This window comes from Pseudarthrobacter defluvii, assembly GCF_030323865.1.
Taxonomy (GTDB): domain Bacteria; phylum Actinomycetota; class Actinomycetes; order Actinomycetales; family Micrococcaceae; genus Arthrobacter; species Arthrobacter sedimenti.
The window spans coordinates 45,502-71,837 of the sequence record NZ_CP066363.1; the positions used below are offsets into that span (position 1 = coordinate 45,502).

Genomic DNA, 26,336 nt, shown 5'->3' on the forward strand with positions numbered 1-26,336 from the left:
TCTGGCGTTTGTACTTCCAGCCCTTGGTGTGACTTCCGTGCGGACAGGGAGGCAAGCAGATGAGGGGCCTTGAATTTTGGTGGCTGTTGCCATGCTGTAGGCTGCGGACCAGCCATTCCATCGCCGCGGGAGCGCGGACAAAGCTGCGCCGAAGATGATGATGTGGGCGACACCATGAAAAACGCGCCCGCAGGTTTGGGCCCGGGACCATAGGTCATGCCCGGCTCCTCCCCCGACCCCAAGGCCGTCGTCGTCCCCAGCCTCCCTGGTAGACCATATGTATGCCATCACAGATGCTAGGAGCGAGTGGGCAGGGAGACTAAGACGTGCATCGCATGCCCTGACACCAGATAGGCGGCCACAACGACCACCACGGCGCGGACGGCTCGTCTGGGGCAAGAACGACCAGCCTCCAGCCAGGGTGCGCGAGTCCTCAAGCCTGGGCATATAGGCAGTGTTGGCCGTCAGGCACCCGTTGTCTAGAGCCGGAGGACCTTAGCCAGGACTCAAATATCAGCTCTCATCGGTTAGGTTGGTCTGGCGCCTCGTCTCGGGGGTGATCTATGTCCTCACTAACCCGGTCTCCCGGGGCGCCTAGTTGTCCAGGCAAGATATGCGCTCAGTGCCCCGCCGACCCCAAGCCCAGCACGCATCAGGGGTTTCTCCCAGTCACCCCAACGTTCTTTGTTCCCCGACGCCAACGCCCCGATACCTCCGATCAGTGCCGCCGCGATCATGCCGGCCACGACACGGTTACCGATGCGCTCCAGACGTACGACCAGGGGTTCCAATTCAGCAGCCCGCAAATGGAGTTCCAGACCGTCCGCGTCAAGGCTTTCCACGACCCTGCGGAGCAGCTCGGGCAGGTCATCGATTAGTTCTGCTACGTCCGCACCGGCTGTACTCATGCGTCGGGCAAGAGCCTGCGGGGTATATCGGCTCAGTATCAGTTTCCGCGCGTAGGGAGCCAGTACGACGCTAAGGTTGAAGGCAGGATCCAGTTGGAGCCCAATGCCGTCAGCCATGATGAGCATTTTCAGAAGCTTCGCCAGTTCCTGCGGCATCTGCAGGTGATAGGTGCGCATCATGGCTACCACTTGGCTGAGCAATGGCCCGATTGCAATCTGACGGAGTTCGCGGCCTTCGTATAGGGCGATTAGCTTCTTGATATCCGTGCGCAGGCTGGACCGGTCAACGGGCTGTTGGACTACGGAAAGTCCAAGTAAAGCGGACGCCATGCGGCCCGGGTCGGCGCGGGCGACGGCAGCAAGCAGATCACCCAGCTGGTTGCGAAGCTTGTCATCGACTTCGCCGACCATGCCGAAGTCGATGAGACCAATGCGGCCGGTGGCGGCTTCGATGAAGAGGTTGCCCGGATGGGGGTCAGCGTGGAAAAACCCGTCCTCAAAGACCATCTTGAGGACGGTATTTGCTGACCGAACAGCGAGGGCAGCCCGGTCAATGCCTGCGCGGTCCAAGGCTTGAAGATCGTTGATTTTTATCCCCCCGATCCGTTCAAGCGTCAGTACGCGGGACGTCGTCGTACCCCAGAAGACACGGGGTATGTAGACACCGTGGTCCGAGCGGAAGTTTTTGGCAAAGCGCTCGGCGTTCCGGCCTTCCTGCAGGTAGTCGAGCTCTGCCCGCAGCGTCTGCGCAAACTCGGCGGCTATTCCAGGAAGGTTATAGTCGGCAACTGCCTCCCAGCGGCGGCTAATCTGAACAGCGAGGTTCTGCAGGATGTCCAAGTCCGCCTCGATGGTTGGAATGACACCCGGACGCCGAACTTTCACCACCACATTTGTTCCGTTGTGGAGGGTGGCGGCGTGGGCCTGTCCTAACGAGGCAGTGGCCAAGGGCTCGAGGGTGAAATCGGCAAACACCTCGTCCGGCCCGGCTCCCAATTCCTCCTCGATCAGGTGACGGATGACCGCACCAGGCACAGCGGGAGCGGCGTCCTGGAGTTTAGCCAACTCCGCCTGGTACTGGAGTGGCAATAAGTCGGCCCGTGTAGAAAGAAGTTGGCCGAGCTTCATGAATGTCGGTCCAAGCTCTTCCAAGGCCAAACGCAGGTGCTCCGGGTTGGTGTAAGGTTCGGTCCTTCGTTCATGGCCCATCAAGCCCTGATGGAATGGAACCCACCGCTCAAGCCCGCTCACTCCGACCAGGAAGCCAAGTCCGTGCCGGGCCAGGACCTCAGTGATTTCCTGGTAACGCTGGCTGCGTAGGCTGGGCGTCATTGCAATCCCGGCTTCCTAGGAGGACCAGGAGCCTCGGGGATAGTGTCCAGCGCCGTCATCGCTGTCGGTGACGCAGCCTGCTTGGCCTTTGCCGGACCTGTCCTGTCGGTAGTAGGTTTCATGCTTTTCCATCCGTTGCGGCAGGCTTGGGTGAGAGCACAAGAACGAATATGGATGCCAGAATCAGCAGCATGCCGGCAAACGTCCAGGCTGACGGGCGTTCCCCCAGCACAGTCATGGACAACAGGATGCCAAACACCGGAACCAGGAAAACCCAGGAACTTACCTCATCCAGGCGGCAATGCCGTACTTCAGTAAACCACCCAAGAAATGCTGCAGCGGTGCCCACGAGAGAAACGTACAGAAGAACGGCGACGAAGCGCAGGTTCCAGTTGATAGCGGGCATCCCCTCTGAGATGGCGGCGGCGACAGCAAGGACGGCGCCTCCGATCAGGAAATGCCATGCAATCACCGGCAGCACAAGGGCCTTGATCCGCCTGGAGATTAGGGTGCCTCCCGTGACCGCAAGAGCGGCAACTATGGACAGCCATGCCCCGGAGCCGGATCCATTGGAGAGCGCCACCGCAGCCAACCCCGCGAAGCCGGTTCCCATAGCTGCCAGTGTCCGCATGGACGGACGCTCCTTGTAGATCCACCAGGCCGGAAGCACAATAAGGAGGGGCTGAGCATTGGCCAAGGTGGAGGCCGCTCCTGTGGAAAGGCCGCCAAGGCCGGCAAACATGGCACTGAAAGCTAACGAGACGTTCACCAGCCCCATTACGGCTATCAGCGTCCAAGTGCCGGCCCCGGACGGTGCAGGCTGACGCCGTATCTTGGCAACCGCAAGAAGTGCCGTGCCTGCTATCAGCGCCCGCAGTGCGGCAAACCACAAGATCGGGGCGTCAGCCAGGCCAACGCTGATCGCCAGGAAGCACGAGCCCCAAGCGAATGTGATTGCCAGCATCAGCAGCGGCCGGGGTCGGCGCAGTTCGCCTTCCTGTCCGGTATCAACTACCGCCTGACGTGTGCGCACGTCATTCCTTCAGGGGCATGAGCCCAGGGATGTGATGGAAGGCCCGGCGCCGGGGAGGCCCGCCCGTGCGGAGGGATCAAGGGCGACGGCAGCCCAGTCTGCGTTGAACTTGAACGCGGCCCCCCTCTTTCACCGACCGGTAATCCAATAATCGTGCCCCGCGCGCAGTAGACGCCCGCTGTCATGTGGTTTCCTTGTGCTCGGCGGCGGAAGCCCGCCCAGCGCGGAGACGTTCCCTCCGTGCCCGATCGTCGAAGCTAAGGATCCTCGCGGCGAAGATCAACGAAATCACCAGGAGGGTTCCGGCTGCCGCCGTCCATAAGCCGGTAGCCGGTGCGGGCGGTGCAGTGAGGGCGTGGGTTAAAGAACCTGCCGAAGACACTGCGAGGCCCGTGAGAAGCCAAAAGGCTTGCAGTCGTTGTTTCTGGTGCCGGCCCTGTAGCGGCGGACTATGCATGCTCATGCCCCCAGATGCGCTTTTATCGGAATGAAGAAGATGAGAACTGTAAGCGTCACGATGGCCGTTAGCAGCACAGCGGCCACCGCGATAGGGATGGGGCGGTGCCGCCACCACCGGTTTCTGCTTCGGTCTACGAATGGAACCGCGGCCAATATGGTAAAGAGTGCGACCTCCGCGAAGAGTATGGCGGGCAGGCCAAACCAGTCTTCCAGGGTGTACAACCACCAAAAATTCCATGGGGGTCGGGTCAGTTCGATGCCTGCCACTGGTGTTGCACCTATCGGGGGCGGGAGGAGCACCGCGAGAATACCAACGATGCCAAAAAGTACCAGCCCGAACGCTCCTACCCGGCGCAGGTGGTGAGTGAATGGCTCCGACGGTTCCTCCTGGGCAGCCTGTTCCCCAGAGCTGTCGGCAGGCAGCGACGGGTGAGGCGAGATTCGGTGCCGCTTGACCAGGAGCCCATGCCAGATCATCAGCACCAGGAGGACTCCCGGAAGGATCACTGTATGGGCGCCGTAGAGTCGGACGAGAATTGACACCTGATTCGCGAATTCTGCGGAGAACCAGAAACCGGCCCCGCCCAGCAGATCCCCCACCTCCACGTTGTGGCCGAGTGCTTCGAAGCCCTCCTGGTCCCATTTCAGGACCGTTCCAGTAAACAGTGCAAGGGTGCTCAGCCCGAACAGTACGACACCTATTAGCCAGTTTCCTTCGCGGGGGCGTTTGAAGGAGCCGGTAACGAAGACCCGGATCAGGTGCAGGGCCGCGGTGACGTACATCGCCTGCGCCGCCCAAAAGTGCACCCCGCGCAGGACATCCCCGCCCCAGACGTCCGTGGCTATGGCCCGGACCGACTGGTTGGCCGTTTCCGGTGTGGGGCTGTAGAACTGGACCAGCAAAATGCCGCTGAGCACCAGGATTCCGAAGGCTGTTGCCGTCACCCCGCCCAGGCTCCAGGCCAACGAGTTGGCGTGTTCCGGGACAGGGTATGCCAAGGCGTCAATGCCCAGCCGTTCGTCGATGGCATTCAGGAAGCGCCGGGGCCAGGCCGGGCGCTGCACTTTTCCGGTGTCCTGGGTCCCGATGCCTGCTGTTTCATCGCTCATATCACGTGTCCCGCTTGCTGTGGCGTGTCGGTTCGTGTTTGGGTGGCAGTTGCGCTCGTGGGCGCTCCGAGGCCAGCAGCAACCGCAACTCCCGAATGTTCGCGTGCGGACGGAACAGGTAAGCCAAGGCCAGCCCCGTGAGGGCTACCAGAATCGATACTGCCAGGAGACCCCAGTCAGCACCGTTAAGACCCGCACGGGCCGGAAGCGGGTCAAGAACGGTGGTGGTCCCTGTTTCATCGCCGGCAGCGGGTCTGAGCCCACGAAGTGCCTCTCCGATGGATTCCTGGAGCAGGGAGCGTCCCTCGGCTGATTCTCCGGCCTGGAGAGAGGCCCTGGCCTGCTCGAGTGTGCCGACCGAAACCCCCTCCTGGTCAGCCGCGGCGAGGGCTTCGTCAATTTTCAGCAGCGCTGGGCCTAAATTGTCCTTATCATGGGCAAGGTGCGCCAGCGCCTGCTGAACCAGCAGATAGCCCTCGGTGGAAGAACCTTCCTCATGGGCGGACGCCATTGGCGGGGTTGCGATGCCCCCGGCCAGGAGAAGCCAGCAGAGCAGGACTATGGCTGTTGTTCTTCCCCCGCTTAGGGCCCGGCCTCCCGCACGTCCGTTTCCATCACGGCCGCTGCATCCAGATCCAGGTTTGGATCCCATGATGACTCCCAAAATGAATTCCACAGTCAAGATCCTGCTGTTTCCCTCTACTGCTGTGGCGCGACATCACTGCTGTGGCGCGACATCATTGCCTCTGGACGTGCGATACGCTGCTGCCCCTTCTGAACCGCGGGATGAAAGCTGGAACCTGGCGGGCGTAGGCGAGGTAGTCTTCGCCGAATTCCTTCACCATTGCTTCCTCCTCCCGCCGGGCGAGCCGGTGGTACACGAGTACCAGAATCGGGAACATAACGATCGTCAGCAAAGTCGGCCATTGCAAAAGAAACCCAAACATGATGGTCAGGAACCCCACGTATTGCGGGTGGCGGAGGCGGGAGTAGATACCACTGACAGCGAGCCGGTGTTCACGTTGGGCGGCATAGAGAACCTGCCAGGCCCGGTAAAGCAGGATGAAACCAGCGGCTATAAGGAGGTTGCTCAGCAGGTGCAGGGGATTGAGATGAGGGTCCCATTGCCAACCCATGAGATCCTGCCAAAGATGCCCGGAGTTGTGGGTCAGAAGATTCAGGTTCGGGTATTGGCTCCCCAGCCAGCCCGAGAGAAAGTAGATGGTCAGCGGAAAGCCATACATTTCCGTAAACAGTGCGATGACAAAGGCCGAGAATCCCCCAAAAGCCCGCCAATCCAGCCTTGTTTTGGGTTTGACGAAACTGAAGGCAAAGATGATGAAGATCGCGGAGTTCAGAATCACCAGGAACCATAGGTTGTAACCATAATCAGTAGCCATCGTCAGTATCCCTGCCGGTCGTTCCCCCGTGGCCGCTTCCATGGCCCCCGTGCCCGCCATGGCCTCCATGGCCAAAGAGGTGCATTGCCATCATCGCGACGACGAACACGTAGGGCAGCGCGTCCAGCACATGCAGCCAGTGATTGGTAAGAAGGTAGATCACGCCGATGAGGATCAGTGCGGTCAACCCCGCACGCATGTACTGGGTCCTGCGCTCCTGCGGGGGATGGACCGGAGGACGCACCTCCGGTCCTGTGCCAGGGCCGGGATGGTAGTGGTCGTGGCTCACCGGGCGCCTCCTGGAAGTGCGGGGATGGCCTCGGCAAGGAAATCCTGCCTCATACCCAGGACGGAGTCGGTCATCGTCATTGATGTCACCGCGTCAGGGGCGGACCCCGTCAGGGCACGGATCGCATCAATGGTCTCGGGCACGACGATGGCCTCGTTGTACACTTGGTACGTCAGGTATGCCTCGTCACCCTCGACGGTCACGAGCTCCTCCCAGATTGCGACTTCCCACATGTCCCCGCGCGGCCGGCCGAGATCCTTCATCAGTTCAATGGTCGAGTTCAACGCGACCAGCCCGTCAGCCATCCGGATGAAAGCTATCCTCGGAGCGGCCCGCAGGGCGGCGAGCACCTCTTCCCGGCCGGCTGGCCGGGTGAGCTGGAGGGTCCAGTAATGGTTATGGGTTTGTGTGTGTGCGCCCTTGGCCGCAATTGTCACCACGTCCAGATCGGGCAGGACAGTCCGGGCGTCCGGGCCCTGATGGGAAGGGATCCTGGGTTCGGGGACCATCGTGTTCATTATCCCTCCGAGATGGGATTCCCACGGGTCGGTGGCACGCCGGATGAGGACGCCTCGGGCCTTGGCCAGCAAGCCGGCTTCCCGCAGTGCACCGAGGACCCTGACGATGCTGGTGGTGTTGCAGGAGACTACGCGGGTCATGTCCCGGCCCAGTGCGGTGTGGTAGTTTGCCTGCGCTACGAACGAATGCCCCGTGGTGTCATGGGATTCACCGCCCTGCAGAACAATTTTCACCCCTGCCGTCCGGTAGCGCGGCAAATTGCCGGCCGCTACGTGCTTGGGGGTCGCGTCGACGACGACGTCCGCCTGGGCCAAGAGGTCATCGAGCCCCCCGGCGATACTCAGTCCTGCCTGGCCCATGGCGATCCGCGCATCATCGGTCGATGCAAACAGGGGAAATCGCCCTGCAGCGGAGCGCAACCGCCAGTCGGTGACGATATCGGAAACGCCTGCCAGTTCCATGTCGGGCTGCAGCTGAACAGCGTCCGCCACGCGCTTGCCGATGACCCCGTATCCGTTAATGGCCACTCTGGTCTTGCTCATCGCATGTCTCCTGCCTGCGGTCGTATCATCTCGTCGCCGGTCCCTCCTCCCGTATTGCCTGCTTTCTTCGGCACCAGAGGGAAGTCCATTCCATCTCCTCCGGCCAGGTCCCGGTAGAGTCCTTTGACACCTATCCGGACAGGAGGCGCACTCGCGGGCCGCAGCTGGATCCTCAGGTTCTCTGCGCTCAGGGTGATGTCAATGCAGTGCCCGCGGTAGAAAATCTGAAATGCCACACGATTGAGCCGTTGCGGGAGCCGGGGGTCAAAGGTCAGGGCGTTGGCCTCGGTTCTGAGGCCTGCGAATGCGCGAACAACGACATCGGCCGTGCCAGACATTGCGCCGAGGTGGATTCCTTCGCGCGTTGTGCCCCCTTGTGTATCGTCCAGGTCCGAGACCAGGGCCTCGCGGAAGACCTGCCAGGCAAGCGTTACATCAATCCGGGCCAGGACCGAGGCGTGCACTACGCGGCTGAGGGTCGAACCGTTGGAGGTGCGGGCGAGGTAGTAGTTAACAGTTCGTTGCAGGGCCGATTGCGTCAATGCGTAGCCCAGGCGGCGCAGCTGGCGGGTTATCCCTTCGGGACCCAGCAGGTAGACCAGCATCAGGACGTCGGCTTGTTTGGCGAGCTTGTAGCGGTTGGTTGTGTCGTTTTCGGCCTCGAGGATAAGGTCGAGCCGACCGATGTTGCCATAGGTGGACCTGTAGCCCGGCCAGTCCAGTTCCGCAAGCTTTTCATAACCGTCAAACTGGCTGATGGTCCCGTCGGCATGAAACGGCACAGCGAGGCCACGGCTGATCCTGGACCAGAGGTTGATTTCCTCCTCCGTGATGTGGAGTCTCTCCCTGAGGTCTGCGCCTTCATGGCCGGCAAGTTCTGTTAGAACGTCTGCCGTGCGTTCGCACACCCATGAAAGCATGACATTGGTGTAGGCATTGTCACGCAGGCCGCCGCCCGGGTTGTCCGGATACCCGTCATGATATTCATCCGGTCCCATGACACCTGAAAGGTGGAACCTGTGGCTTTCCGGGTCAAAAGTGGCCAGGGAGGCGAACATCCTGGCCACTTCAATAATGAGTTCCGCACCGCGCGCCGCCAGCCATTGCCGGTCTCCCGTGACCTGGTAGTGCTGCCAGGCGTTGTAGGCGATAGCCAGTCCAACGTGGCGCTGGCGGCTGGAATTGTCCGGCATCCACCGGGCAGAGCGGGCGTTGTAAAGTCGCCGCGGTGTCTCCTCGCGCCCGTCGCTGCCACTTTGCCACGGGAACAGTGCGCCTCTCAGGCCCTGCTCGCAGGCGGCGGCACGGGCCGCATCCAATCTGCGCCACCGGTATTCAAGCAGAGCACGGCTCACCTCCGGCTGCCTCAGACCGACCACCGGGAAAATAAACAATTCGTCCCAGAAGACGTGGCCGCGGTACCCCTCACCGTGCAGGCCGCGGGCAGGAACTCCGGCGTCAAGGGCCGCCGTGTGCAGCGAGAGTGTCTGCAGCACATGGAACACATGCAGGTTGAGCACCAGTTGGGATTGCCGGTCGCCGTCGAGGCTGACGCCGTATTGGCGCCAGAGGCGGCGCCACGCCCTTTCGTGCTCCTGCAACAGGGCGTCAAAGCTGTTGCCTGGCCGGGAAAGAGCCGCGACGACTGCGGTCGCCGGTGAAGAAATGGCGGCGTCGCGCGATGTCGCTACAGCGGCCGTCTTGGCGAGGGTGGCTGACTGTCCGTCCGCAAGTTGAACCTCGAACTGGCGCTGGTACTGCTTCCCGCGTATCTCTGGCTCACCGTATGTAACCTGCGCCTTGCTGCTCACCACGGTGCGGACAGCGACGGCGATGCGTATCCGGCTCTGGCTCGTCTCCGCCTCGCACACCACGGTGTCAGGGTCGGTCACGGTGAAGGTGGGTTCGGATAGGTGTACCTGGCCCGTGCCGACGTAGTCGCGAACGTTGGTGTTCGCGACCGCAGCATCGATGCCTGCACGGAAAGCCACCGTGCCGCTGACTCCGTGGGCTGTGACGGTCGTTTCCAAAGCGGCAACATGGGGTCGGTGCATCGCTATAAGCCGTTGCTGCCGGACGGAGAACTGCTCCCCACCGGGTCCTACGAGGGTCACCTGCCGGGTGAGGAGGCCGCGGTGCAGGTCCAGCTGCGCACGCTCATCCCGGGTTTCGATGTCGCCGGTTGACAACCAGGGCCCCGTCCCGAGGCGGAGGTCCACGGGGAGCCAGTTGGGGATGTTGACCAGATGTTCTTCCTCCACGTTCCGGCCGTGGATGGTACCCGTTGTCCTGTTGTACACGCCTGACAGGTAGGTCCCGGGGTAGTGAACTCCGTCGTCCGCGTGCTCCGGCCTCGCACCCCGGGTGGCCATGTAGCCGTTCCCAAGAACGGTCAGTGCTTCACGGTGGCCCTCATGGGCAGGATCGAAACCGTCATATGTCAGCATCCAGGGGTCGACGCGGGACACCCCGAGGTCAAGCTCAGCGACGTCACCAAGGACGATGTCAGCACCCGCGGATTCGAGCTCATCCGCGTGCCCTGTCCGGTCAATGCCGACCACCAGTCCGAACCCGCCCCGGCGCGCGGCTTGGACGCCGGCGGTGGCATCTTCGATGACTGCCGCATGGCGGGGTTCGGTCCCCAGCCTGCGCGCCGCTTCGAGAAACAGCGCCGGATCCGGTTTGCCCGGCAGGGCCTGATCGGCGGCAACCTGGCCGTCGATGATGACGTCGAACTCCCCAATCAGACCCGCCTTGGCCAGCAGTGCGCGGGCGTTGCGGCTCGCGGTGACCAAGCCAACGGGAATCCCTGCCGCGTGCAGCCGGGCCAGCATCGCTACCGTCCCCGGATAGGAGCCCACGCCCTGGCGCTCCGCCGCCGCAAGGAACAGGGCGTTCTTGCGGGCAGCCAATCCGTGGACAGACCAAACGTCGGGTCCGTCGTCGGGCCGGCCCGTGGGAACCTCAGCTCCGCGGGAGGCCAGGAAGGCCACGACCCCGTCCTCGCGCTGACGTCCATCGACGTACAGCCGATAGTCGGCGTCGATATCGAAAGGGTCCCGTCTTGGATGCCCTTCGAGACGGGGGTCCTGAAGGACGTAGTCGAATAGTGCTTTCCACGCTGCCGCGTGCACCGCCGCTGTCCGGGTCACGACCCCATCCATGTCGAAAAGGACCGCTTGGTATGGCACTGCGGCCACTTCCCGGGGATGTCTCGCTTCGCTTCCGCGGACGGGAGTAAGGCGTTCCAACTACTCAGGCTCCTTGGCTGTGTCAGCCGTCGTACCAAATGGCCCCGGGCCCGATGTCCACTCCCAGTTACGGATTTCCGGCATATCTTCCCCATGCGTGCGGATGTAGTGCCTGTGTTCGATCAGCTTGTTCTTGAGTTCCTCGCGGACATGCGCCGATGTGTTCTTCAGCCTTGGCACCCGGTCGATGACGTCCATGGCCAGGGTGAACCTGTCGAGCTGGTTGAGGACACACATGTCGAACGGCGTGGTGGTTGTGCCTTCCTCCTTATAGCCACGGACGTGGACGTTGCCATGGTTTGTCCGGCGGTAGGTGAGGCGGTGAATCAGCCAGGGGTACCCGTGGTAGGCGAAGATCACTGGTCTGTCCGTGGTGAATAGGGCATCAAAGTCACGCCCGGACAAGCCATGCGGGTGCTCGGCGGCGTCCTGGAGGCGCATGAGATCCACAACATTGACCACACGGATCTTCAGATCCGGGAAGCGGGACCGGAGGATGTCGACGGCGGCGAGGGTCTCCATGGTCGGGACATCCCCAGCGCAGCCCATGACCACATCCGGTTCGCCATCTGCGTCCGAACTCGCCCATTCCCAGATTCCAATACCTTTGGTGCAGTGAACGACGGCCTGTTCCATGTCCAGGTACTGCAGCTGTGGCTGCTTGCCGGCGACTATGACGTTGACGTACTGGCGGCTGCGCAGGCAATGGTCGGCCACAGACAGCAGCGTGTTGGCATCCGGTGGCAGGTATACGCGGATGACGTCGGTTTTCTTATTGATCACATGGTCGATGAACCCGGGGTCCTGGTGCGAAAACCCGTTGTTATCCTGCCGCCACACGTGCGAGGTGAGCAAATAGTTCAGGGAGGCCACAGGCCGGCGCCAAGGGATGTCGTTGGTGGTGGTCAGCCACTTGGCGTGCTGGTTGAACATCGAATCGACGATGTGGATGAACGCCTCATAGCAGGAGAAGAACCCATGCCGGCCGGAGAGAAGATAGCCTTCGAGCCATCCCTGGCAGATATGTTCGGAGAGGATCTCCATGACCCGTCCGTCACGGGCAAGGTGGTCATCGCCTGGAACCGTGCGGGCGTTCCAGGCCCGCTCTGTGACGTCAAAGATGGCACCGAGCCTGTTGGAGTTGTTTTCGTCAGGGGCGAAAACCCGGAAATTATCCCTGTTCGCGTCAACGATGTCGCGCAAGAACGCCCCCAGGACCCGGGTCGATTCAACAGCGCCGGTGCCTGGGCGGTCCACGGGCACGGCATACGCGGTGAAATCGGGTATCCGCAGCGCGCGCAACAGCAGCCCGCCGTTAGCATGCGGATTGGCGCTGAGACGACTCGGCCCGGTCGGATGCAGCGCTGCAATTTCCGGCCGCGGGGCACCGTTGTCGTCGAAAAGTTCCTCCGGACGGTAGCTTCGCAGCCACCGTTCCAGGACGGCGCGGTGTTCCTCGTTTTCGCGTGCCTGCGTGAATGGAACCTGATGGGAACGCCAGCTCCCTTCAACGCTCAATCCGTCCACCTCGGCCGGTCCTGTCCAGCCCTTGGGAGAGCGCAGGACGATCATGGGCCAGCGGGGCCGGCCGGTTTGGCCGTTCTCCCGGGCCGCCCGTTTGATTTCGCCAATGTCATCGAGGCAGGCGTTCAGGGTGCTGGCGAAGTCCTGGTGCATCTGCGCCGGATCGCTGCCTTCCACGAAATACGGGGTGTGCCCATACCCGCGAAGCAGCGCGTCCAGCTCGTCACGGTCGATCCTGTCCAGGACCGTGGGATTGGCGATCTTATACCCGTTCAGGTGCAGGATCGGTAGGACGGTTCCATCCTTGGCCGGATTGATGAACTTGTTGGAGTGCCAACTGGCTGCCAGCGGGCCCGTTTCTGCTTCGCCGTCGCCGATAACGGCGGCAACGATCAGGTCCGGATTGTCGAACGCTGCACCATAGGCATGGGCAAGGGCGTAGCCCAGTTCCCCGCCCTCGTGTATGGAGCCTGGTGTCTCCGGAGCCACATGGCTGGGGATGCCGCCAGGAAAGGAGAACTGCCGGAACAACCGCTGCATCCCGGTCAGGTCCCGGGATACATCCGGGTAGGTCTCGCTGTAAGTGCCTTCCAGCCACGCGGATGCCACCGGCCCGGGTCCGCCGTGGCCCGGTCCCATGATGTAGATCATGTTCAGGTCCCGTTCCATGATCGCCCGGGACAGGTGGGCATAGATGAAGTTCAGGCCCGGCGTAGTCCCCCAGTGTCCAAGGAGCCGAGGCTTGATGTGCTCGGGACGCAGCGGCTCACGCAACAGCGGATTGTCCATGAGGTAGATCTGCCCGACCGACAAGTAATTCGCGGCCCGCCACCAGGCATGGAGGCGGTCAACCTGGTCCGGGCTAAGCACCGGTTCGTGGGTCAGTGCAAGCTGGGGGTCGTTCATTTTAAAAGTCCTGCCTCTCTGAGGAAAAGAACGGGATGGGCTACATGGGGCCCGCGCGCGTGGTGCCCCGGCAGCAGCCGCCGGAGGCGCCCGAACACGCCGCCCATGCTCCATCAGGGCGCCTTGATCCCACGCACGAACGGTGCTTTGCCCAGTGCTGTCCGCTCGAGTTGATTCACCACATGAACGTTGACGCCTGTTTGCACAACACCGGACCCGGCGAGGGCCCGGTTCAGCGCAGACTGCACAACCTCCGGCGTGTTTCCGGGGGTAAGGCCTGCGAGAAGGACCCGGAGACCATTGGGTTCCTGAATGATCTGCCACCCTCCGAGGGCTGCCTGGTCCAGGACGTGGTGGAACACGATTGGGTGCACGGTGACGTCGCCTGTCCTTCCCGGCAGGTGCAGGACGTCTTCGAGGCGGCCTTCGATGTCCTCAAGAAGGGCGAAGGAGCGGCCGCACGGGCAGCCGCGTCCGCCCAGGCGTACGGTGTCGGACATTTCGTAGCGGATCAGCGGCAGGGTCCTCGAGAACAGGACGGTGGCCAGGAGTTTCGCCCCGGTCGTGTGTGGCGGTACGGGGTTTCCGTCCTGGTCAACGGGTTCGATGATGAGAAGGTCTTCGTACACGTGCCGGTTCCGCTGCGTGCACGGGGAGGCGATGCCGGCGGTTTCGGTGGCGGCGTACACGTCGAAGGGGGCACTCCCCCAGGCCGCTTCAAGCTCCGCGGCCGTGTTAGGCGTGAGCACTTCGGAGGCTGACATGACGCCTTGGGGGGCGATGTGCAGCCGCCCGGCGCGCTGTTCGGCGGCGAGGGGCTTGAGGGCTGAGGCGTAGCCGACCAGGATCCGGGGCTGGAACCGGTTCAGCGCGGCGACTGTTTCGTCCACTGGGGCGGTGACGTCCAGGCGGAGGGTGGGCACCAGCTTGGAGCGCAGGGATGCGCCGACGACGGCGGACTGGTGGGTGGGGACGCGGGAGCTGACCAGGGCCATCTTCAGCGGCCGGGTGAATCCCGCGGAAATCCCGGCCCAGTCATTGGCGCGGGCGTAGGAGGCCAGGACGGTCGCCCATTCGCTGCGGTCCCAGACGAAGGTGCCGCGCCGACCGGTGGTCCCCGCAGTGGCGGCCGCCCACCAGCGGCCCTGCCAGGGTGAACCTGGATCGCCCTGGTGTTCGGTGAGAAACCTTAGATGGTTTTCCAAGCCAGACAGGTTGAGGTCCGGTGTGGTGATGGCCTCGTCAAAGTGGTCCATCAGGTCGGCTTTGGAGACGGGCGGGAGCTGCTGCAGGGGTGCGTCGTAAAGCCCGGCGTGATGGCGGCGGTAGAACTCCGAGCCCGCGTAGGCCGCATGCCGTAGTTTCAACAGGGCCTGTTCCTGATGGGCGAGGATCGTGGCGGGGTCCCAGTGGTCCCGGCGCCGCCAGGCGGCCCTGAGGTACAGGACGTGCGAGACGAGCCGGAGATCCACTGTCGTGCCTAGCGGTTCCCGGCCGGGGCCAGCGGGCGGGTGTCGCGTGCGGTGCTGGCCTCGGGGGTTTCCGGTCGGGGCAGGCGCAGGTTCTTGAGCAGCAGGGCGTTGACGGCGACCAGGAAGCTGGAGCCGGACATGGACAGGGCGGCGATCTCGGGGCTGAGCACGATTCCAGCGAACGCGAACACCCCGGCAGCGATGGGCAGGGCGATTGCGTTGTACCCGACAGCCCAACCCAGGTTCTGGCGCATCTTCCGTAAGGTGCCTTTACCGATTCGCAGGGCGATCGGCACGTCGAGCGGATCCGAGCGCATCAGCACGACGTCGGCTGTTTCGATGGCGACATCGGTGCCGGCGCCGATCGCGATTCCCAGGTCAGCCTGGGCCAGTGCCGGGGCGTCGTTGACGCCGTCTCCGACCATGGCGACCTTCCCGCGCTGCTGCAGCTCAGCGATTTTTGCTGACTTTTCACCGGGAAGGACTTCTGCAATAACGGTATCAATGCCCAGCTGGCCGGCGATCCTCCGGCCGGTGGCTTCGTTGTCTCCGGTGAGCATGACGACTTCGATACCGGCCTCGTGCAGGGCCGCCACGGCCGCGGCTGCGGTTTCCCTGGCCGCGTCCGCCATGGCGATGACCGCGGCTGCCTGCCCGTCCACCGCCACGAGCACGGCCGTGCGCCCGGTGGCGGCCAGCTCGTCCCGGACACCCGCCAAGCGGCCGAGGTCGATGCCCTGGTCCGCCATGAGTTTGCGGTTCCCCACCAGGACGTGCCGCCCGTCCACCATGGCCCCGGCACCGTGCCCGGGAACGTTCAGGAACTCCGACGCGGCGAGGACGGAGACGCCGCTGTTGACGGCGTGCCGGACGACGGCTTCAGCGAGGGGGTGTTCGGATTCGCGTTCCACCGCCGCGGCCAGTGCCAGCAGTTCGTCGCGGCCGATGCCTTCAACCACGACGTCGGTCACTTCGGGTTCGCCCTTTGTCAGCGTGCCGGTCTTGTCCATCACGACGATATCGATCCGTGCCGCGACCTCCAATGCCGTGGCGTTCTTGAACAGGACACCACGCTTGGCGCCGAGACCGGTACCAACCATGATGGCCGTCGGAGTAGCCAGGCCCAGCGCGTCCGGGCAGGTGATGACAACGACGGTGATCGCAAACAGCAAGGCCACCTGGATTCCGGCGCCGAGGGCAAGCCAGGAAGCGAAGGTCAAGGTCCCGCCGATCAGGGCGACAAAGACCAGCCAGAACGCAGCCCGGTCCGCCAGACGCTGGCCCGGAGCCTTGGAGTTCTGGGCTTCCTGAACGAGGGCCACGATCTGCGCCAGCGCGGTCTCTGCGCCGACTTTCGTGGCCCTCACACGCATGGTGCCCGTGGTATTAATCGACGCCCCGATGACTTCGGAGCCGACAGTTTTGCTCACGGGAAGGCTTTCGCCGGTGACCATGGACTCATCGACTTCGGACTGGCCCTCAACGACCTCTCCGTCGACCGGGATTTTGGCGCCGGGCCGGATCAGGAGCAGGTCACCGGTCTGCACGTCGGAGGTCGGGATCTCAACGGTTTCCCCGTCGCGGATGACCACCGCTACCGGAGGGGCAAGCTCGAGCAGGGTGCGGATCGCTTCGTTCGCCCCGCCGCGGGCACGCATCTCGAACCAGTGACCGAGCAGGACAAAGGAGGCCAGAACAGTCGCGGCCTCATAGAAGACCTCGCCGCCGCCGGTCAGGGTGACCCAAACGCTGTACAGCCAGCCGGTTCCCACCGCGATCGCGACCAGGACCATCATGTCCAAGGTGCGGGCCCGCAGGGCCCGGTAGGCGCCGTCGAAAAAGATCCATGCGGAATAGAAGATGACCGGCAGCGACAGGATCAGCGCGATCACGTCGCTGCGGAGCCCGAACGGGGTGGGTACAGTGAAGCCGAACATATTCCGGCCCATCGGGGACCACAAGGTCACACCGATGGACAGGGCGGCGGCGACCAGGAACCGGTTGCGCATGTCCTTGACCATGTCGTCCATCGACATCCCGGCGTGGTGCCCGCCGTGACCCATCACGTCCTGGGCCGACCGCGCCGGTCCGCCATGACCGTCCATGGCATGACCCGCATGGCCGTTTCCCGAAGGGTGCGCATGGTCCTGCTGTGCGGCGGGTGCCGCAGGGGCATGGCCGTGGTGGTCTTGGACCTCAGGGTGCTGCATGTGCTGCATAGGGTGCGGGCCATCGTGGTAGGCATGCCCGGCGTGAGTCCCGGCAGTATTGCCTGGACTGGCGGGTTCATGCGCCGTTTCCATGGGCGAGCAGATGTGGTCGGGAACAGATTCGCCACGGCAGTGGTAGCCGCAGTCGCGTACCCACCCGGTGATTTGCTCCAGCGACGTCAGAGATGGGTCGAAGCTGACGGTGGCGGTCTGGGCCACCGCGTTTGCCTCGACGGCAACTACCCCGGGCCGCTGCAGCAGGACCCGTTCGACGACTCCTTTGGAGGTGGCCCAGTGCAGGCCGCGGACCTCCACGATGGCGTTTCGAATCTCCGGGGCCTGAGCGCCTCGATGGGCTGACTTAGGGTGGACTGACATGATCGTCCTTTCGCAGGCGTGTCTGAGGAAGCCCAACAGGGCTCGGGAGCCCCGTTGCCAGACCTTCACTGCGTGAGGGCGTTGTCCCTGACGTCGTTTTCCGGTTACCTTGAAGCTATACCCCCTAGGGGTACCGGTCAAGGTGTGGCTGCGGAATGAAACCGCCGTCATGCTCTGCGTCGCAGCACGTTGAGCCGGGCAACGTATTCGGTCTCGTCAATCTCGCCCCGGGCGAAGCGCTCGGCGAGCATGTGTTCTGCCTGCCAGGTGCCGGCCGTTCCGGTTCCGCTGCTGTCGTAACGGCGATTGCCCGCCCCGGTGGAGCGCGCAAAGAGGACAAGCGCAGTAATGATGGCACCCCAAAACAGAACGAAACTCGCCACCATGAGGATGTACCCCCAGACGCCCATGTTGCCGTCCCAGACCATCATCGCGGAATTCCTTCCTTACATAGGCCCCTGTACGCATGCACGCGGCTTTTCGTTCACTATTCCCCTGCGGTGCCGGGCCCGTCAGAGGCTTTGGTCCCTGCTGCCTGAAAGTGCGCGTGGGCGACAACTTCACGAGCGGCCGTGCCGGCGCAGGTGGCATTGCTGGATCAGGTCCACAGCATCCTCGATGTCATCGGTGCAATGGAGTAGCCGGATGTCATCGGGGGCGATGAATCCCTGGTCCCTGAGTTGTTCGGTTATCCAGGACATCAGTCCGCTCCAGTGGTCCGTTCCGATCATAATGACGGGGAATTCGTGGATTTTTCCGGTTTGGACGAGTGTCAGGGCTTCAAAGAGTTCATCCAGTGTGCCGAAACCGCCCGGAAGAACGACAAAGGCCGAGGCGTACCGGATGAACATGAGCTTCCGGACGAAGAAGTACCGGAAGCTCATCGACAGGTTCACGTAGGGGTTCACTGACTGTTCCCGTGGCAGTTCGATGCCCAGACCGATCGATGTCCCACCGCCCTCCGCCGCGCCCCGGTTCGCCGCTTCCATGAGGCCGGGGCCTCCCCCGGTGATTACTGCGAACCCGGCGGCGGCACACCGTGCTCCGAGCGTCCGTGCTTCCTGGTAGCGCGGGTCGTCCTCGCCGGGGCGCGCCGATCCGAAGACGGCGACGGCTTTGCCCACCCGGTTCGACATGAGCTTAAACCCTGCTCCGATCTCGTTGCTCATCCGTTCCATCCGGGCAGGATCATCGGCCGGGTCGGCCATCACGGCCAGGAGTTCTTCATCTGTCATCTTCATCATGGAACTGCTCCGGTGTGCGTCCGGTACTGGCGGTTTGCGTTCGTCGCGCTTTTCGGCGCGTTCATCTCGGCCACGTTCGGTGCAGCAGCGGTCACGCCGCCCCGGCTTCCGTCAATTGATCCGCTCCCTGCCTGGTAATGACAGCAACCGGCCTGGGCAACATCAGCGCGTCCAGGATGTGCAGCCTGGGGTTGGTCATTATGCGGGCCGGTCCACCGGCAATGCGGGCGGTCAGCAAAATCTGCGCCCAACGCCTGCAGGGCACTGGTGACCGGGGTTTGCAAAATACCCGCAGGGCTGTCATGGCCGCAGTATTGGCTCCCGGGAACGGGTGCAGGGAGGGGAACCGCCCGCAGCGGCCAGGAGAACTCAATGCCCTCCCCCAGAATGGTCCGCCGTATGGTCGGCGGTGGGTGAAGGTCCCGGCGTCACGTTTGCTCCTGTGCCGCTGATGGCCGGGCCGATCACGAAGGCGGAGAGGGAGAACATCCCGGCGAAGACCAGCAGACCGAGGGTGGGGGCGATCCAACTGTGGAACCGCCGGTGCAGGTGGACCAGTGCGGGAATGGATGCCAGTAGCCCGAGGGAGCCGAACAAAGCCGTGCCGCCCGAGCCGGCGACCAGGGCACTTCCTGCGAGGAATCCGATATGGTGCAGTACGTGGGGAACCAGCCCCGTCACCAGACCAAGGGCGCCCGTAATCGTATGCCAGAACGTCTGGATTCTTCCCTTGAAGCCTCGCGCTGTCTGCGGCGTCACCGGCAGGGCGTGCACGCTGGAATGGCCGTGGGGCTGGTGATCGCCGGTCACCGGGACGCCCGCCTCTGCGGGATGCCCGTCGCGGAGTGCCCTTGACTCATCATTCGAGGGTGCCCGCGCGGGGCCGGGTCCGGACAACCAGCACCGGGCATGGCGAGTGGTGGAGGATCTGTGTCGAAACGGAACCGAGCAGCAGCCCGGTAAATCCGCCCAGGCCGCGGGATCCGACAACCAGCAGGTCTGCGTCCTCCGCGGCCCTCAGGAGCACGGAGGCGGCATGGCCCTGGACCACGTCAGCGGTGACTGCCACGCCCCCGCTATCCAGCTTTTTCAGGGCCTCGCCCTGAAGTCGGCGGGCTGCCTGTGGAAACAGGTCAGGGTCGTGGATCAGGCCTTCCATTCCCACGGTCACGGGCGGAAACTCCCAGGCGGTGACCGCCTTGACGACCCCGCCCCGCAGCTGCGCCTCGGTCACAGCCCATTCCAGCGCGAAGCCGGATGCAGCCGAACCATCAACACCTGCAACAATCCTGAATCCCGCCATATGTACTCCCTTTGCAAATGCCTTAACCGGTGCAGGCCAGCATGTCCCCGGAATGCACCCATGGGGAAGGGCAGAAAGTCCCTCGCCGCGAACGACCGAGCTACGTTACACAGAGGCGGTTGGATGAGAGGGAGCGAATACTCCCCGATATTTGCCTTTTACCCCCCGGGGGTATATTGTGGTGACTGCTGAAAGGATCTCCCATGACTCGGAACATTGATAGCGTCCCCTCAGCCGAGGTCGCGGACTACGGGTACAGCAGCGGAAAAGAGGCTTACCTGCGCCGGTTGAAGCGCATTGAAGGCCAGGTGCGCGGCATCGCCCGCATGGTCAATGAGGATGCCTACTGCATCGACATCCTCACCCAGGTCGCTGCGGTGAACAAGGCACTGCACGCCGTCAGCCTGGGCCTGCTGGAAGAACACATTGGACATTGCGTGGTGAACGCGGCGGCCGCCTCCGAGGAGGCCGGTGACGCAAAGGTCAGGGAAGCAACAGACGCCGTCGGACGTCTGTTGCGCTAACGACAAGGAGGAAGCCAGCCATGAGCGTGAAGACAACCGTCAATATCTCCGGAATGCACTGCAGCCACTGCGTTGCATCGGTTACCGAAGAGCTCCAGGAGCTCGACGGCGTCGCGGCCGTCGACGTCGCGCTGAACAAGGACGGCATCTCCATAGCCACCATCACATCGACCGCCGAGCTGGACCCGGCACAGATCGACGCGGCGATAGCTGAAGCCGGCTACGACGTCGTGGCCGGCGGTTAGGCGTGGACGCCGAAATCCTCGCTCCCGGCACACGCGTCCTTGAACTCGACATACAAGGCATGACCTGTGCCTCCTGCGTTGCCCGCGTGGAGCGGAAACTGGGAAAACTCGAAGGCGTTGACGCCACAGTCAACCTGCCGCTGGAGTCCGCCCGGGTGATCGTCCCCGACGCTGTTTCGGACCAGCAGATTATCGACACCGTGACGGCCACCGGTTACACCGCCTCGCTCAAGGCTGACCGGCCCGCCCCTGACAGGCAACACATCCAATATGCACTGCAGTCGGCACAGCCGGGCGGCGATGACCTGGCAGCGGCAGGGCAGGCTGCAGCCGCGGGCAGCGTCCTGCGGCCGCGTCTCCTCGCAGCGGCCGCCCTGACCCTGCCGGTGCTGGTGATCTCGATGGTCCCGGCGGCCCAGTTCCCGCACTGGGGTTGGGCTGCGCTCGTTCTGAGCGCGCCGGTGGTCAGCTGGGCCGCGTGGCCGTTTCACCGGGCGGCAGCCATTAACGCCCGGCACCTGGCCTCCACGATGGACACCCTGGTATCCATCGGGGTCAGTGCAGCGTTCCTGTTTTCGGCGTGGCAGCTTCTGGCCGATCCGTTCATGACCGCACATCCGGGCATGAACATGAGCGACCACGCCCTGTACTTCGAAGTGGCCGCCGTGGTGACCACGTTCCTGCTGCTGGGCCGCTATCTGGAAGCCAACGCCAAACAGCGCGCCGGCAACGCCCTGCGCGCGCTGCTGAACCTCGGCGCCAAGGAAGCCAGCGTGGTCCGGGACGGGGCCGAGTCACGGGTGCCGGTTGATCTGCTCGTTCCGGGGGACGTCTTTATCGTCCGTCCCGGGGAAAAGATCGCCACGGACGGGTTTGTGGTGGAGGGCCAGTCGGCGGTGGACACCTCACTGATCACCGGCGAACCGGTGCCGGTCGAGGTCGGCGTGGACGATTCCGTGATCGGGGCGACCATCAACACCAACGGCCGGCTGCTGGTCAAGGCCACGCGGGTCGGCAGTGAAACCACCCTTGCCCAGATGGGGCGACTGGTCAGCCAGGCCCAAAGCGGTAAGGCGGCGGTCGCGCGATTGGCCGACCGGATCAGCGCGGTCTTTGTCCCGGTCGTCCTGGCCATCTCCGCGCTCACCTTTGGAGCATGGCTGATTGCCGCCGGGGACCCGCAGCCGGCATTCACCGCCGCCGTCGCCGTGCTGGTGATCGCATGCCCCTGTGCGCTGGGTCTGGCAACCCCCACGGCACTGCTCACCGGGACCGGCCGCGGGGCCCAGCTGGGCATCCTGATCAAAGGCCCGCAGGTCCTGGAAGACACCCGAACCGTGGACACCATCGTGCTGGACAAGACCGGGACCGTCACCAGCGGCAAACTTTCCGTCGCGGCTGTGCAGAGCCTGACCACGGCGGACGGGGACGAGCTGCTCGCCCTGGCCGGGGCAGCCGAAGCCGCCAGCGAACACCCCGTGGCCCATGCCATCGCACGGGCCGCACGCGAACACGCTCCCCTGGCGGCGGTGGCCGACTTCGTCAGCGCCCCGGGCGGGGGCGTGCGCGGCACCGTCAACGGACGCTCAATCGTCGTCGGACGCGCCGGATGGCTCAAGGACAACGGCATCGACACCCCCGCCGAAAGCCTGGAGCATCTGCACGCGCTGGAGGACTCCGGAGCGACCGTGATCTGGGTCGGCGTGAACGGGCAGGCCGCGGGCCTGATCAGCCTCACCGACACCATCAAACCGGGCTCGGCTGCCGCGATCGGCAGGTTGAAGGAACTCGGACTGCGTCCGATCCTGCTGACCGGCGACAACGCCTCCGCGGCGCTGGCCGTTGCCGCGAAGGTGGGCATCCCGGCCGCGGATGTGCTGGCAGGGGTCCTGCCCGAAGGCAAGGTCGAGGCCGTGCGCCGGCTGCAGAAATCCGGCGCGACCGTGGCGATGGCAGGGGATGGCGTTAATGACGCCGCGGCCCTGGCCCAGGCTGACCTGGGCATCGCCATGGGCAGCGGGACCGACGTGGCCATCGCCGCCGCAGACCTGACGGTCATGGGAAGCGATCTGGGGCAGGTCGCGGAAGCCATCGGGCTGTCCCGAAAGACGTTGGCCACGATCAAGACGAACCTGTTCTGGGCGTTCTTCTACAACGCCGTGGGCATCCCGGTCGCCGCGCTGGGCCTGCTGAACCCGATGATCGCCGGCGCCGCGATGGCCGCCAGCTCGGTCCTGGTGGTGACCAACTCGCTGCGGTTGCGCCGCTTCGGACGGACGCAATGAGGTGAAACGCCGCCCACCTGCGGCAGACATGCTGAAGGCCGGTGATGCACAGCCCCCAAGGCAGCACATCACCGGCCTTCAGTAGTTTATTTACCCGCGCGGACGAACGTGACGGCGCCCTTGGAGGCCATCCAGGTCAGCGGGCGGTCTGAGTTTCCGCAACCAGGAACAGCTGACGGATCATAGCCGGAATCCTCGTGTCTCGTTAAATGTAGGCCGAGGGATTGACGGTGGCACCGTTGACTACGACTTCGAAATGAAGATGGCAACCAGTTGACGCCCCGGTCGTACCAACGCCCGCAATCTCTTGGCCCTGCGTTACTGGTTGCCCGATAGAAACACCGATGCTGGCCAAGTGGTTGTATGTGGTCTTCATCCCGTTGCCATGATCCACAACGATCCGGTTGCCACCGCCATATGGGCTCCAGCCCGCCTCGACGACTTTCCCTGAGCCCGCAGCGAACACCGGAGTCGAGCATGCTCCTGTCAGGTCGACGCCAGTGTGCAGTTCGCCGGCAGCTCCGGTGATGGGGCTGACACGGAATCCGTAGGGGGAGCTCACATTCATGGCGGCCAGTGGTGCCCTCAGGCCGCTGGACTGCTCAGTGGGGGCCACCGCATCCGGTGCCACTGGGGTCGATCCTGAAACCGTTCCGGCAGCCTCCACGGGCGACGCCGGTTTAGGAGCCGGCTGGGAGGTCACTGCGGGGCTGTCAAAGGTCAGGATGGCGGTCGGCACTGCGGTAACGGCAGCCTCAACGGCAGGAACTGTGGACGCGGCGGTCCGGTCCGGGGCTCCGGCGCGGCCACCCGGGTCGGCCTGCGCAGCCGAAAGGGCCGTCAGGGCGATCATTCCCGTGACGGCAGCTGTAACGCCCCACTGTTGGCTCCGCAGCAGAATGGCAGCGTCACGCATAAGGGGGCGGCGTGGCCTGGGAGCAGGAAGGGCACGGCGACGGCCGTGTTTGGGCTGGGCAGACAAGATAGTGGTCCTCTCGGCGCCGGCGAAGTTAGCTGTCGGATTCGGACGAGTGGACTGTCCGGCTGCTGGAGGACGCGCGGCAGCGCAGCCGCCAAGTAGCTTCGCCCCAAGGCGCGCTCCGCGCGCGCCGTAAGTGGATCCTCCGCCCCCGCCTTGAGAAATTCATAGTTGTAGGCCGCCGGCGGGGTTTGGCGTAGCGGGCAACACATACCCGCCAGGGGTATGCCTCCCTAGAGTAGCGAACCGTTCGCATAAGTTACAAATCCGTTATTCACTCCACTCGCGGCTGCCTGACCCAAGCAGCGCGCATTGCCCGCACGGTGGCGGGCGGACATCGTGATCGGGCGATCCGGTGGTTACGGGCACTGACCCGGCCGGATCGCGCAACCGATTGGCTGCCCCGCCGTACGCTGGCGCGCATAGAGACCAACCTGTTTTGGGCGTTCTTCTCTAACGCCGTCGGCATCCCGGTCGCCGCGCTGGGCCTGCGCAACCCGATGATCGCCGGCGCTGCGATGGCCGCCAGCTCGGTCCTGGTGGCTACCAACCATGTGCGGTCGCGCCGCTTTGGACCGCCGTTACGGGATGAATCTGCGTCCAACCGGGGCAGAAGTGCTGAAGGGCCGGTGATGCACAGCCCCCAAGGCAGTGCATCACCGGCCCTTCAGTGGCTTACTTACCGGCGCGGACGAACGTGACGCTGCCCTTGGAGGTCATCCAGGTCAGCGGGTGCACTGCGGTTTCGTTCTTCCCGTTCAGGCCCGAGCTGAGGACCTGGCCGTTGCCGACGTAGATTCCTACGTGGCCGGGCTGCATGACCATGTCGCCGGGCTGCGGGTCGGTGACCACGGTGCCGTAGTTCATGAACTGCATGGGACCCAGGTCCCCGACACGGATACCGGCAGCGTTGAGGGCGTTTTCGACCAGTCGGGTGCAGTCCTGGATCATGCCGATCTGGGCGTAGGCGGAGGAAACCATGATGGCGTTGATACCGCCGGCCACGGGCGCGGCTACAGGAGCGGCAGCAGCAGGGGCAACCGTCACCCGCGCCTTCACGGGCGCAGCCGCTGCAGCCACCGCGGGTGCGGCGGACGCCTTGGGCGCCTCGACGGCGGCTGGCTTGGGTGCTTCCACCACCGGCGCCGGGGTGGTCTCCACCGCGGGGCGCTCGAAGGAAATCCGGACCGTTGCGTCCGCACTGAGCGGGGCCTGGACCTGGCTGGCGACTTCCAGTGCCTGAGCCGGCTCCGCCTCACGCTGGGCCGGGGCATCGGCTGCCTGGGCGGCAATGCCACTGGTCAGGACAAGGCCGGACGCCGCGGCGATAACGGCCGCCTGCCGGCCGGCGGCACCGGCGTTTCCGGCGACCGATTTGGACAACACCGCAAGGGCGCTGGTCTGGACAGGGACCGCGCGGTGGCGGCCGTGAGCTTTGCGCATGGGCATGAAAGGGCCTCTCCCACTGCCTGCGAGGTTAGCTGTCGGATTCGGATGGGAGACACCCGGCCGGACCGGCGCCAAAAGCACCAGGCACGGCTTCACCCCAAGACCTGCCCGCAGCAGGCCACTGTTGGTTTCCCCGTCTCTGCCGGACGAAAGTTGCGAACGGATCCCGGGCAGCGGCAGAGTTAGGCAAGTCCGCTCGGGAGTGCCGCATTCGGAGAAACCGGCACGGCTTCGACCGTACTTCACGCAGGCCTCATTTGTCACATTTGAATAACATGAGATGCATATCACAGGACATCTCCTTTCTTCCCGATACCCCCACCCGGTATAGTTTCTGTTGTTGTCAGTGAAGTGGTATGTCCCGGCCGGCCCCTGCGCCCGGCTTTCACAGCCGTTCAATCCCAGCGCCCATTAGTCCTTCGTCAAGGAATGGAAACTGACATGTGTGGAACCGAAAACCGTACCCAGCTGCCGCTTGCTTCCTCCGCGTCCGGGTGCAGCTGCTGCTCGACTGAAGCCGCCCCTGCCCCCACCGCAGCCGCCGGTGCCACTACCGTTGAATTCGCTGTGGACGGCTTGACCTGCGGGCACTGCGTTCAGACGGTCGAGAAGGCCGTCTCTGCCGTTGATGGGGTGGAGTCTGCCTCCGTTGATCTCGTCCCTGGCGGCCGTTCCCGTCTGTGGGTGCAAGGTACGGTTGACGCGGCAGCGACGCGGGAGGCTGTGACTGCCGCCGGGTATACCTTCGTCGGAATCTAATGTCTGCACGTCCCCGGAGCCTCTCCTCGCGCGGGGCATTGTGCTTTCCGGGGAGGAGGGCCGTTCCACAATGACAGCACCCGCAGGTGCCCCCGGGCGGCTTGTGCCGGAAAGCCACCATCCCGACGCCGACGCCGGTAGACGGACATGCAGGCCCGCGCGTTTGAACTAGAAGGAGCGGGCCGGCAGGCACATTCTGCAGGTTTACCCTTGTA

General features: G+C 64.1%; 21 protein-coding genes and 2 riboswitches. Of the genes, 4 read left to right on the plus strand and 17 right to left on the minus strand.

Features of this window, described 5'->3' with window-relative positions:
- Positions 1 to 572: 572 nt before the first annotated feature.
- The 15 genes from JCQ34_RS19830 to JCQ34_RS19900 form a co-directional block, all read right to left on the minus strand.
- Positions 573 to 2,240, minus strand: a complete 1,668-nt coding sequence (locus tag JCQ34_RS19830) for an ABC1 kinase family protein (RefSeq protein WP_286404900.1) — start codon at positions 2,238 to 2,240, stop codon at positions 573 to 575.
- A gap of 118 nt (positions 2,241 to 2,358) precedes the next feature.
- Positions 2,359 to 3,273 carry a DMT family transporter gene (locus tag JCQ34_RS19835; RefSeq protein ID WP_286404902.1) on the minus strand — a complete coding sequence of 305 codons (915 nt, stop codon included), beginning with the start codon at positions 3,271 to 3,273 and terminating at the stop codon, positions 2,359 to 2,361.
- A 459-nt stretch (positions 3,274 to 3,732) separates the two neighbouring features.
- Positions 3,733 to 4,842 (minus strand): cytochrome b, encoded by a 1,110-nt coding sequence (locus JCQ34_RS19840; protein ID WP_286404904.1) that lies wholly within the window; start codon positions 4,840 to 4,842, stop codon positions 3,733 to 3,735.
- A 1-nt stretch (position 4,843) separates the two neighbouring features.
- Complete coding sequence (locus tag JCQ34_RS19845) at positions 4,844 to 5,353, minus strand: hypothetical protein (protein WP_286404906.1); 510 nt, start codon at positions 5,351 to 5,353, stop codon at positions 4,844 to 4,846.
- A gap of 226 nt (positions 5,354 to 5,579) precedes the next feature.
- Entirely contained in the window at positions 5,580 to 6,242 is a 663-nt protein-coding gene (locus tag JCQ34_RS19850) for a methyltransferase family protein (protein ID WP_286404908.1), read from the minus strand.
- A complete protein-coding gene (locus tag JCQ34_RS19855) occupies positions 6,232 to 6,486 on the minus strand; it encodes a DUF2933 domain-containing protein (RefSeq protein WP_286404910.1) in 255 nt (84 codons plus the stop codon). Before JCQ34_RS19855 ends, JCQ34_RS19850 begins: the two co-directional genes overlap by 11 nt.
- 41 nt (positions 6,487 to 6,527) lie before the next feature.
- Entirely contained in the window at positions 6,528 to 7,592 is a 1,065-nt protein-coding gene (locus JCQ34_RS19860; RefSeq protein ID WP_286404912.1) for a type II glyceraldehyde-3-phosphate dehydrogenase, read from the minus strand.
- Positions 7,589 to 10,744: an HAD-IA family hydrolase gene (locus tag JCQ34_RS19865; protein WP_286404914.1), complete on the minus strand. Its 3,156-nt coding sequence runs from the start codon at positions 10,742 to 10,744 to the stop codon at positions 7,589 to 7,591. The genes JCQ34_RS19860 and JCQ34_RS19865 overlap by 4 nt, the downstream gene beginning before the upstream one ends.
- A 99-nt stretch (positions 10,745 to 10,843) precedes the next feature.
- A complete protein-coding gene (locus JCQ34_RS19870) occupies positions 10,844 to 13,273 on the minus strand; it encodes a phosphoketolase family protein (protein ID WP_286404916.1) in 2,430 nt (809 codons plus the stop codon).
- A 113-nt stretch (positions 13,274 to 13,386) separates the two neighbouring features.
- Positions 13,387 to 14,745, minus strand: a complete 1,359-nt coding sequence (locus tag JCQ34_RS19875; protein WP_286404918.1) for a phenylacetate--CoA ligase family protein — start codon at positions 14,743 to 14,745, stop codon at positions 13,387 to 13,389.
- Between the two features lie 8 nt (positions 14,746 to 14,753).
- Positions 14,754 to 17,333, minus strand: a complete 2,580-nt coding sequence (locus JCQ34_RS19880; RefSeq protein WP_286404920.1) for a cation-translocating P-type ATPase — start codon at positions 17,331 to 17,333, stop codon at positions 14,754 to 14,756.
- A 167-nt stretch (positions 17,334 to 17,500) separates the two neighbouring features.
- Positions 17,501 to 17,764 carry an SHOCT domain-containing protein gene (locus JCQ34_RS19885; protein WP_286404921.1) on the minus strand — a complete coding sequence of 88 codons (264 nt, stop codon included), beginning with the start codon at positions 17,762 to 17,764 and terminating at the stop codon, positions 17,501 to 17,503.
- Between the two features lie 129 nt (positions 17,765 to 17,893).
- The gene (locus tag JCQ34_RS19890; RefSeq protein WP_286404923.1) at positions 17,894 to 18,577 is read right to left on the minus strand and encodes a TIGR00730 family Rossman fold protein; all 684 of its coding nucleotides are present in this window, start codon (positions 18,575 to 18,577) and stop codon (positions 17,894 to 17,896) included.
- 369 nt (positions 18,578 to 18,946) lie between these two features.
- Positions 18,947 to 19,387, minus strand: a complete 441-nt coding sequence (locus JCQ34_RS19895; RefSeq protein WP_286404925.1) for a hypothetical protein — start codon at positions 19,385 to 19,387, stop codon at positions 18,947 to 18,949.
- A 49-nt stretch (positions 19,388 to 19,436) separates the two neighbouring features.
- On the minus strand, positions 19,437 to 19,880 hold the full coding sequence (locus tag JCQ34_RS19900; protein ID WP_286404927.1) for a universal stress protein: 444 nt from the start codon (positions 19,878 to 19,880) through the stop codon (positions 19,437 to 19,439).
- A gap of 203 nt (positions 19,881 to 20,083) precedes the next feature.
- On the opposite strand from JCQ34_RS19900, the gene JCQ34_RS19905 reads away from it, so the two are divergent.
- From JCQ34_RS19905 to JCQ34_RS19915, 3 genes are read left to right on the plus strand one after another with little or no spacing between them, the layout of a single operon-like run.
- The gene (locus JCQ34_RS19905) at positions 20,084 to 20,404 is read left to right on the plus strand and encodes a metal-sensitive transcriptional regulator (protein ID WP_286404929.1); all 321 of its coding nucleotides are present in this window, start codon (positions 20,084 to 20,086) and stop codon (positions 20,402 to 20,404) included.
- 20 nt (positions 20,405 to 20,424) lie between these two features.
- Positions 20,425 to 20,649 carry a heavy-metal-associated domain-containing protein gene (locus tag JCQ34_RS19910; protein WP_286404930.1) on the plus strand — a complete coding sequence of 75 codons (225 nt, stop codon included), beginning with the start codon at positions 20,425 to 20,427 and terminating at the stop codon, positions 20,647 to 20,649.
- Positions 20,650 to 20,708: 59 nt separating this feature from the next.
- On the plus strand, positions 20,709 to 22,934 hold the full coding sequence (locus tag JCQ34_RS19915; protein ID WP_286404948.1) for a heavy metal translocating P-type ATPase: 2,226 nt from the start codon (positions 20,709 to 20,711) through the stop codon (positions 22,932 to 22,934).
- Positions 22,935 to 23,139: 205 nt separating this feature from the next.
- Here JCQ34_RS19915 and JCQ34_RS19920 read toward each other — a convergent pair whose 3' ends face one another.
- Both JCQ34_RS19920 and JCQ34_RS19925 read right to left on the minus strand, forming a co-directional pair.
- The gene (locus JCQ34_RS19920; RefSeq protein ID WP_286404932.1) at positions 23,140 to 23,850 is read right to left on the minus strand and encodes a M23 family metallopeptidase; all 711 of its coding nucleotides are present in this window, start codon (positions 23,848 to 23,850) and stop codon (positions 23,140 to 23,142) included.
- Between the two features lie 71 nt (positions 23,851 to 23,921).
- A riboswitch (cyclic di-AMP (ydaO/yuaA leader) is annotated at positions 23,922 to 24,086 on the minus strand.
- A gap of 502 nt (positions 24,087 to 24,588) precedes the next feature.
- Positions 24,589 to 25,362, minus strand: coding sequence for an NlpC/P60 family protein (locus tag JCQ34_RS19925; RefSeq protein WP_286404935.1), 774 nt, complete (start codon positions 25,360 to 25,362; stop codon positions 24,589 to 24,591).
- A gap of 7 nt (positions 25,363 to 25,369) precedes the next feature.
- A riboswitch (cyclic di-AMP (ydaO/yuaA leader) is annotated at positions 25,370 to 25,551 on the minus strand.
- 252 nt (positions 25,552 to 25,803) lie between these two features.
- On the opposite strand from JCQ34_RS19925, the gene JCQ34_RS19930 reads away from it, so the two are divergent.
- Entirely contained in the window at positions 25,804 to 26,121 is a 318-nt protein-coding gene (locus JCQ34_RS19930) for a heavy-metal-associated domain-containing protein (protein WP_237430616.1), read from the plus strand.
- Positions 26,122 to 26,336: the final 215 nt, after the last annotated feature.